At 66.9% G+C, this 7,802-nt stretch carries 6 protein-coding genes; 2 read left to right on the forward strand and 4 right to left on the reverse strand.

What is annotated here, in order from left to right; translation table 11 throughout:
- Nucleotides 1-47 precede the first annotated feature (47 nt).
- Nucleotides 48-668 (reverse strand): hypothetical protein, encoded by a 621-nt coding sequence (locus tag ACIRR9_RS53700; protein WP_403768684.1) that lies wholly within the window; start codon nt 666-668, stop codon nt 48-50.
- Between the two features lie 259 nt (nt 669-927).
- Nucleotides 928-1,848, reverse strand: a complete 921-nt coding sequence (locus ACIRR9_RS53705; RefSeq protein ID WP_403768687.1) for a trypsin-like serine peptidase — start codon at nt 1,846-1,848, stop codon at nt 928-930.
- Between the two features lie 525 nt (nt 1,849-2,373).
- On the opposite strand from ACIRR9_RS53705, the gene ACIRR9_RS53710 reads away from it, so the two are divergent.
- A complete protein-coding gene (locus ACIRR9_RS53710) occupies nt 2,374-6,009 on the forward strand; it encodes a DNA-binding protein (protein WP_403768689.1) in 3,636 nt (1,211 codons plus the stop codon).
- Nucleotides 6,010-6,209: 200 nt separating this feature from the next.
- On the opposite strand, the gene ACIRR9_RS53715 is transcribed toward ACIRR9_RS53710, so the two are convergent.
- Nucleotides 6,210-6,614, reverse strand: a complete 405-nt coding sequence (locus tag ACIRR9_RS53715) for an integrase core domain-containing protein (protein WP_403768692.1) — start codon at nt 6,612-6,614, stop codon at nt 6,210-6,212.
- Between the two features lie 149 nt (nt 6,615-6,763).
- Here ACIRR9_RS53715 and ACIRR9_RS53720 point away from each other — a divergent pair, with 149 nt between their 5' ends.
- Nucleotides 6,764-7,348, forward strand: coding sequence for a GNAT family N-acetyltransferase (locus tag ACIRR9_RS53720; RefSeq protein WP_403768695.1), 585 nt, complete (start codon nt 6,764-6,766; stop codon nt 7,346-7,348).
- 14 nt (nt 7,349-7,362) lie between these two features.
- On the opposite strand, the gene ACIRR9_RS53725 is transcribed toward ACIRR9_RS53720, so the two are convergent.
- Nucleotides 7,363-7,731, reverse strand: a complete 369-nt coding sequence (locus ACIRR9_RS53725) for a hypothetical protein (RefSeq protein ID WP_403768700.1) — start codon at nt 7,729-7,731, stop codon at nt 7,363-7,365.
- Between the last annotated feature and the right edge of the window lie 71 nt (nt 7,732-7,802).

Below are 7,802 nucleotides of genomic sequence, written 5' to 3' on the forward strand. Positions count from 1 at the left end.
AGGGTCCGGGCCTTCCCCTCGCGAGGCCCGGACCCTGGCGTGCGTTGTCACCGTCGGCTGTTGCCGCCGCGCAGGACGACCTTTCCGTTGCGATAGGCGTCGATGCGGATCCAGATGGTGTTGCTCACGGCGGGGGTTTCGACGGTTCCGTTCAGTCCCAGGTCCATGTAGCGGACACCACCGCCGCGGCCGCCGTTGTTCCAGGTGCCGCACCAGTCAACGGTGACCTTGGTGTTTCGGATGGCCTTGTGCTGGCAGTCGATCCACTGCCCCCACACGTACTTGCCGTTGTAGGCGACCTTGCCGGCAAGGCTGGCGTAGCCCACGCCGCATGACGCGGTGCTCTTGGGACCACCCCAGTAGGGCTTCTTGTTCAGCACGCACAAGGTGGCGCGAACGCTCTTGTAGTGCCACTTGCGGGCAGCGGCGGTCGCCGGGACACCGCGCGGGGCCGGGCCGAGACGGTCGGGCCCGGTCTCGACCGTGGCGGCGATGGTCTTACCCGCGGCCGTGGGCAGGGTCAGCACACGGGACACGGGTGCCGTGCTGGGTGCACTGTGGTGCTGGGCGAGTGGGTTTACTGCCGCGCCGGCCATGGGGCCGGAGGCGAGGGCCCCGCCGAGCGCGAGGACCGTGGAGGCGAGTACTGCTCCGTTGCGAATGCTCATCTTCGTGTGGCTCCTTCTGATCAGTTGCATGGCCGTGGGCCGCCACACCGTCCAGTTCCCCTCACAGGGATTTGGCTTCCAAAGGCCCGTGCCAGGGCGGTGCGGTGACCGTCGTGCACCATCGAGTTCAGCGGCCCGGGGATTGATTGGGCACCTGTCCCCGCCACCTTGATTCATGGCCGCACCGCAGGTCATGGGGCGCATGGCGTCAAGGGGCAAGTCCCGGATCGGGGAAGTCAGGGCCGGTGTGGGGTCTCTGTCAGCGGGTGTGGGAAGTCCAGAAGCGCTGGAAGTCGCCGTCGAGGCGGTTGGCGTAGGAGGTGAGTCCGTCCTGCTCCGGTTTGCCGCCTTCTCGGAGTCCGCCGAGCACTCCGATGACCGTGCCCTCGCCCGCGAGCGTGTTGCCTGGTCCGATCAGGACGGGGGAACCGCTCACGCCGTCGGTGAAGCCGCGGCACTGGAACTGGTATTCGGGCTTGTGGTTCTTGACTACCTTCTTGGACAGCGGGGTAGGGCCGCAGACGGTGGAGTAGTTGTACTTGCTGGGATAGCCGACGAGCGTCGCGCGACTGCTCCAACCAGCGTGGATCCAGTACGGGTTGGCGCCTGTGACCGACTGAATGCGGACATGGTTGTGACTCTTGACGTGGATGACCCCGTAGTCGTAGCTGGGATTCCGGTAGAACGCCCAACTGTCCGGAACTGCCCAGCTCTTGATGCCCCACTTCCCGTAGGGCGCCTGCCCGTGGTAATAAGCAGGCACGAACACTGACAGAAGGTGACCGGCATTCCATCCGTGATAAACCAGGCAGTGGCCAGCGGTGAGGATCGAGTCGCGGCTGCCGCTCGACACGACTGTTCCGGTGCAGCTCACGTCCTTGCTGGGCAGGTGGTAGAAGATCTTGCCGACACGCTTGGGGTGGCCTACCGACTGGGGCGCCACGTCCGAGGCGGAGTTACCGCTCGCGGCGTCCGCTGCCCTCATACGCTGAGGAGTCCAGTACCGCTCGGCGGCAGCGGCCTGAGCGTCACTAACGTGACCGCCCACGGCCGTTGTCGTCGCCGGGACGGCGTGAGTGACGGGCGCCGCGGGGACGGCAGGAGCGGCGGCGATCAGGCCGCTGCCGCCCAAGAGCGCGGTGGCGGCCAGTAGTGCGCCGCGGGAGCTCAGGGAGACCATGCATACCTCCGATAGAAGATCAGCCAGACCCGGGTACCTAGGTGCGTCAGGTCCGGCGAGGGAAACGCGGACGATCGAGGTCCGCGGCCACGACGACTGGCGCGGTTAGATCGCCGTTCATTGCCTTGCACCACTGAGTTCAGCGGGTCGGGAATTGAATGGGCAGCCGGTTTTGCCGCCCTGAACAATGGACTCGTTGCAGGCCACGGGCACGGCGTTGCGGCAGTGGCCAAAGCAGACGCCCTCGGATTGCACTCCTGCCACGAGGTTGCGTACCTTGTTCGGCCTCGCGCCGAATCCACGGGGAAAGCGGGCGGCTAGAGGGGTGAGCTGGCGATGGCGGGACGTCCTGAGAGCCCACTCGATCCCACCACTGGGCCGGTGGCGCGGTTTGCGGCTGAGTTACGCAAACTCCGGGCGGAGGCCGGGAGCCCGACCTACCGGGTGATGGCGCAGCGCGCGGGTCAGGGGACAAGCACCCTGTCGCAGGCCGCCAGCGGTGAGCGGCTGCCGACCCTGCCCGCCGTGCTGGCCTACGTGAGGGCGTGCGGCGGTGATCCGGAAAAATGGGAGGAGCGTTGGCGGCAGGCGGCTGCGGAAGTAGCGGCGGAGCCCCGGGCCGAGGATGAGGACGTCGAGCCTCCGTACCGGGGTCTGGCCCGCTTCGAACCGGGCGACGCCGATCTGTTCTTCGGCCGCGACGAGCTCACCGACCGCCTGGTCGAACTGACCCGCTCCCGACGGTTCACCGCGGTGTTCGGCCCGTCGGGCAGTGGCAAATCCTCTTTGCTCCGTGCCGGCCTCATCCCGCGCCTGCGCAGTCCGCAGGCTCCCGGTCCGCGGCCGGCCGCCGTTCGCGTCCTCACCCCAGGGGAGCACCCCCTGCGCGTCCATGAGCAGCGGCTGATACCCAAGGGCACCGACGGTGAGACGTGGCTGATCGTCGATCAGTTCGAAGAGCTCTACACCCTCCGCACCGACCCGGCCGAACGCGACCAGTTCATCGACCGCCTCCTGACCGCCACCGATGCCGCCAGTCGTCTGCGCGTCGTCATTGCCGTGCGGGCCGACTTCCTCGGCCGCTGCGCCGAACACCCCGCCCTTACCGCCGCGTTGCAGGACGCGACCGTGCTGGCCGGCCCCATGAGCCGCGACGAGTTACGCGAGGCCATCACCAAACCCCCCCAGACCGCAGGAATGATCGTGGAACGCGGTCTGACCGCCCGCATCCTCGACGAGGTCGAAGGGGAGCCCGGCGCCCTGCCGTTGATGTCCCACGCGCTGCTGGAAACCTGGCGGCGCCGCAAAGGCCGCGCCCTCACCCTGGAGGCATATGAGGCGGCCGGAGGCCTGCACGGTGCCATCGCCCGTAGTGCCGAAGACGTCTACGCCCGGCTCACGCCGTCCCAGGCCGCACTCGCACGCCGGATCCTGCTGCGCCTGGTCACCCCCGGCGACGGCGCCCCCGACACCCGCAGGCCCGCCCATCGCGAGGAGTTCGACTTCGGCGAGGCCACCGACACCGCGACGGTCATCGAGCAATTGGTCCGCGCCCGGCTGCTCACCCTCGACGACGAACAGGTCGACCTTGCACACGAGGCACTCATCAGCGCCTGGCCCCGTCTTCGGAGCTGGATTGACACCGACCGCGAGCGGCTGCGTGCCCATCGCCGACTGACAGAGGCGGCCGCCGCCTGGAACGCGCTGGACCGCGATCCCGGCGCCCTGTTCCGGGGTACGCTCCTGGCCACCATGGAGGAGGCATTCCCCGCCCAGGAACGGGAACAGACACTGACAGCCCTGGAGGGAGCATTCCTCTCCACCAGCCTGCAAGCCCGGCGCCGCGAGCGCACCCGTCCGCGCATCCTGGCCGCTGTCCTGTCCGTCTTGGTCACACTGGCCCTGGCAGCCGGGCTGATCGCTTGGCAGCAGAACCGGACGAACACCGTGCAGCACACCCAAGCCACTGCCCGCAGGATCGCCGCCCTTGGAGAGAGCCTGCGCTACACCGACCCCTCCACGGCCATGCGGCTCAGCGCCGCATCCTGGCGGATCGCCGACACGATCGAGACCCGCTCCGCCCTCATCGGCGCCCTGGCCCAAAAGGAAGAGGACACCTTCGCCCCCTCCGGCACTGAGGACAGCCAATACTTTCTCAGCGGCGATACCCGCACCCTGTTTGTCGTTGAAAGCGGTCGCGTCGTGCGCTGGGACGTCAGAACGCACCGCAAGACTGGCACTTTTCGTGGCCCGGGAGATGATGGCGCAGCGGCTGCGAGTGGCGTCAGCTCCGATGGACGGCACCTGCTGATGGTGTCGGACAGCGCAGAGGTGTGGGACATTGCCGCAGGCCGGTACGTCGGGGCCGCCATCCCCCTCCACAGCAGCGGATCCGGAGAAGTTCACACCGGCGGATCCGCGGAGTTCAGCCCCAGCGGACGCACACTCGACGTCGCTGACATCGCCGGTGACACCCCTCGTGTCCAAGTGTGGGACTGGCGACGGCACCGGCTGCTGTTCGAGCAACAGGGGCGGCGCGTCCAGGGCACCATAGTCAGTCCCAACGACCGCTTGGCCGCTGTGTGCGAGACAGGTCGGCCGCTGCAGGTGTGGGACATGGCGCAACACCGCACACTTCCCATGTCCGGCGCCCCCAAGGCCCCCAGCGACGGCGGGTGCGTCACTGCGCTCTTCAGCCCGGACAGCCACCAGATCGTGGCTGTCATGCCCGACGGAAAGCTGCGTCTGTGGAACCTTGCGCCCGGAGGCCCGGCAGCCAAGAGCTATGCCGTCCCCAGCCGCTTCGGTGACGACGACACGGAAGACTCCTCCGAGATCACGTACATGGCATTCAGCCAGGACGGTCGCTTCTTGGCAACTGCCAGCGATCACGAGGTCCGGGTGTGGAGGCTGTCGGCCGACGCATCCGGACCGGTTTTCCGCTACCCGCTGCCATCCGTTGCTTCCGGCCTCGTCGGCATTACGCAGTTCGGACTGGATCCGGATGGCGGTACTGTTCGCTACCTCACGCAGACAGGAGAGAATGATTCGGCCACGGGAAGGCTGATGCGCGCGGTGTCAGCGCGCGATGCGACTGCCTCCGGCTGGGCCGACAAACCGATGGAGAAGGCCCAGATCAGCTCGGACGGCAGGATGCTCGCGACAATGTGGCATAGCGGGCATATGAGCCACTTTCGTCTGCTCGACGCCAGGACCGGTCGCGGCTCGGCCGACTTCACCGGCGTGAGCTCCTGCCCAAGCGACCCCGCTGACCCGGGAAACAGTGCGCCAGGCTGTGGAGATCTGATTGCCTTCAGCTCTGACGCCAGCACATTCGCATACGCGGCCAGGGTTGGCGAGGGCTCATACGCCACGCTGCAGGCCACAGTGTGGGACATCCGGAGCCATCATGTCCGCGCCACCCTGAATCTCGGCCTGCCTGTCAACGCCCAGAGCATCATCCATGCCCTCGCTCTCAGCCCGGACGGCCGAACTCTACTGGTCTCTCGACTGAAGGACGATTACCGTACGGAAATCTGGGACATCGCACGCGGCAAGAGAACCGGGGTACTGCCTGTTGGCGGTGACATGTTGGCCTTCCAACCTGGTGGAAAGACTCTTGCCACCTCGGACGGGCACATAGTCGATCTTGACTCGCAACATATCGTCAGCCGTCGGCTGACTCAGTCCCTTACCACAGCGCTGGCCTTCAGCCCGGACGGCCGCTACTTGGCCGTCGGCGACCAGTCTGGCCGGGTGACTCTCTGGGGCAAGCGGGCCACGCACCGGCTCGCAGCGATGGCCGGCACCTTTACCGGCACGGAACTGGACTCCGGGGCATCCGTCCGGGCCCTGGCTTTCTCTCCCGACGGTCACACCCTTGCCGTAGGAGGCGGTGACGGCACGCTCCAACTATGGGACGTCCCCTCCGGCCAACGTCTGGGCTCGGCATTGCCGACAGTGAATGAGCCTCTCCTGGCCGTGGGTTTCGATACGGACGGCAGGACACTTCGAACGTCGGGCCGCTATGTACCGCTGCACAACTATCCCACCACCATGTCCTCGATCGCGGAACGGACCTGCCGCCGTACCAGAGGCGGGCTGACGCACTCCGAGTGGAATGAGTACCTCCCGGAGGTGCCCTACCGTGACATCTGCTGATAGGTCGCCAGAAGTGAGTCCCGTGCCAGCCGCGTGCTGTTGGCCTGGTGGTGTCAGGTGGCCGCGCTGCGGGAGAAGGCGCGTGAACTCACGGCCGTGATCGTGACGCACGCGTTCTGGGACCAGATCGCGGGCCCCGACCGTCCTGACGCCCGCAGCCGGCTCAAGCACTGCGGGTGCCGATTAACCATCCGGCCTGGTCAAGCCGCATGTTCGTACTGACGTAGGGTTCCACCTAGCCGGTCCCGTCGGCGCGCCTCCAGGTGCCTGCTCGTCTCTGGCGCGCTGATCGGTTCGGGTAGCGGGCGGAGCGGAGCGGCTTGCTGCAGGGTTCGGTGCGGCCGGTGCTGGTTGTATTGGGTCTCGAACTCCGGGAGTGCGTGGAGCGGGTGGCTCCGGTTCCAGATCGGGGTGCGGTCGAGGAGCTCCCTGCGGCAGGTCTGTATCCACCGCTCCGTGAGCGAGTTCATTCGGGGTATCCGGATGCCGGTGGTGACGACCTTCAGTCCTGCGTCGGCGAGCAGGTCGTCGAAGGCGGCCGTGAACTTTGAGTTGCGGTCGTGGATGAGGAACGTGGCCTTGCTGCCCGCGTCCTTGAGGTCCATGAGGAGATTGCGTCCGAGCTCGACGGTCTGGCTTCGTAACCGAGAGCGGGCTCTGGTCCACTTCGTGTGGCGCGGTCGCTCTACGTGACGGCGGAAATATGATCTCCATCTTGATCGTGAGGCAGTGGGCCCGAAGCTACGGTGCAGTGGTGAGCAACGACTTCCTCCTCGGCCGTGCGGTCCGTCTCATCCCGCTGTCCGTCGGCCATGCCGAAGCACTCTTTCCCTCTGCGTCGGATCCCGAGGTGTGGCAGTGGATGCCCCGACCTCGGCCGGGCTCCCTGGAAGAGACGCAGGCGATGATCAGCCAGATGCTGACGGACCAAGCCCGGCGGTGCTTCGCGGTTCAGCGTCTGACGGACGAGGCGGTGATCGGTTCGACCAGTCTGTATGAGCTTGACCTGGCTGAGGGCCGCGCGGAGATTGGTGCGACCTGGTTCGATCGTTCTTGCTGGGGCGGCCCCTATAACGCCGAGTCGAAGCTGCTGCTGTTCGGGTACGCCTTCGACGATCTGGGCCTTGCCAGAGTCGCGTTGCGCACCGACAACCTCAACGTGCGGTCCCAGCAGGCCCTGACACGACTTGGTCTCGTCTATGAAGGGTCGCTGCGCAGCCACATGATGCGCCAGGACGGCACGCGGCGTGATTCGCTGTACTACAGCGTGCTCGCGGATGAGTGGCCCTCTCTGCGCGACAAGCTGCTCACCAGGGTCACGGCTAAAGTTACTGTCTGAATGGTGCGCTGCTGTCACGGTGCGAGGAGGACCCGTTTCCTCAGGAGAGCGAAGCCGGCACGGCCGAACATCTGGCGCTTGAGCATCTTGATCCGGTTGACGTGTCCTTCGACGACGCCGGAGTTCCAGGGCAGTGTGAGGCCGGACGCTGCAACCGTGAGGGAGCGAGCACCTCGCAGCGCACCCGGGCCGCCGAAAGCGCTCGGGCCGGCCTCGTAAGCCACCGCGACCGGACCGGGCAGCCGCCCGAGCCAGTCGAGGACGTCAGCATGCTGCGGCGTGAGCCGGGAACGGGTCAGCTCCCCGGTCACCGTGTCGATCGCGCACGCCACCACGCTTCGCGCGTGCACATCGAGCCGCACGCTCGTACGCTCAGAAAACACCGGGCCTCCCGCACATGTAGGCACTACTGGCCAGGGTGCGCCAGGCCGGCAACCCACGACAACGTGCGAGC

This window comes from Streptomyces sp. NPDC101234, from assembly GCF_044767525.1.
Taxonomy (GTDB): domain Bacteria; phylum Actinomycetota; class Actinomycetes; order Streptomycetales; family Streptomycetaceae; genus Streptomyces; species Streptomyces sasae.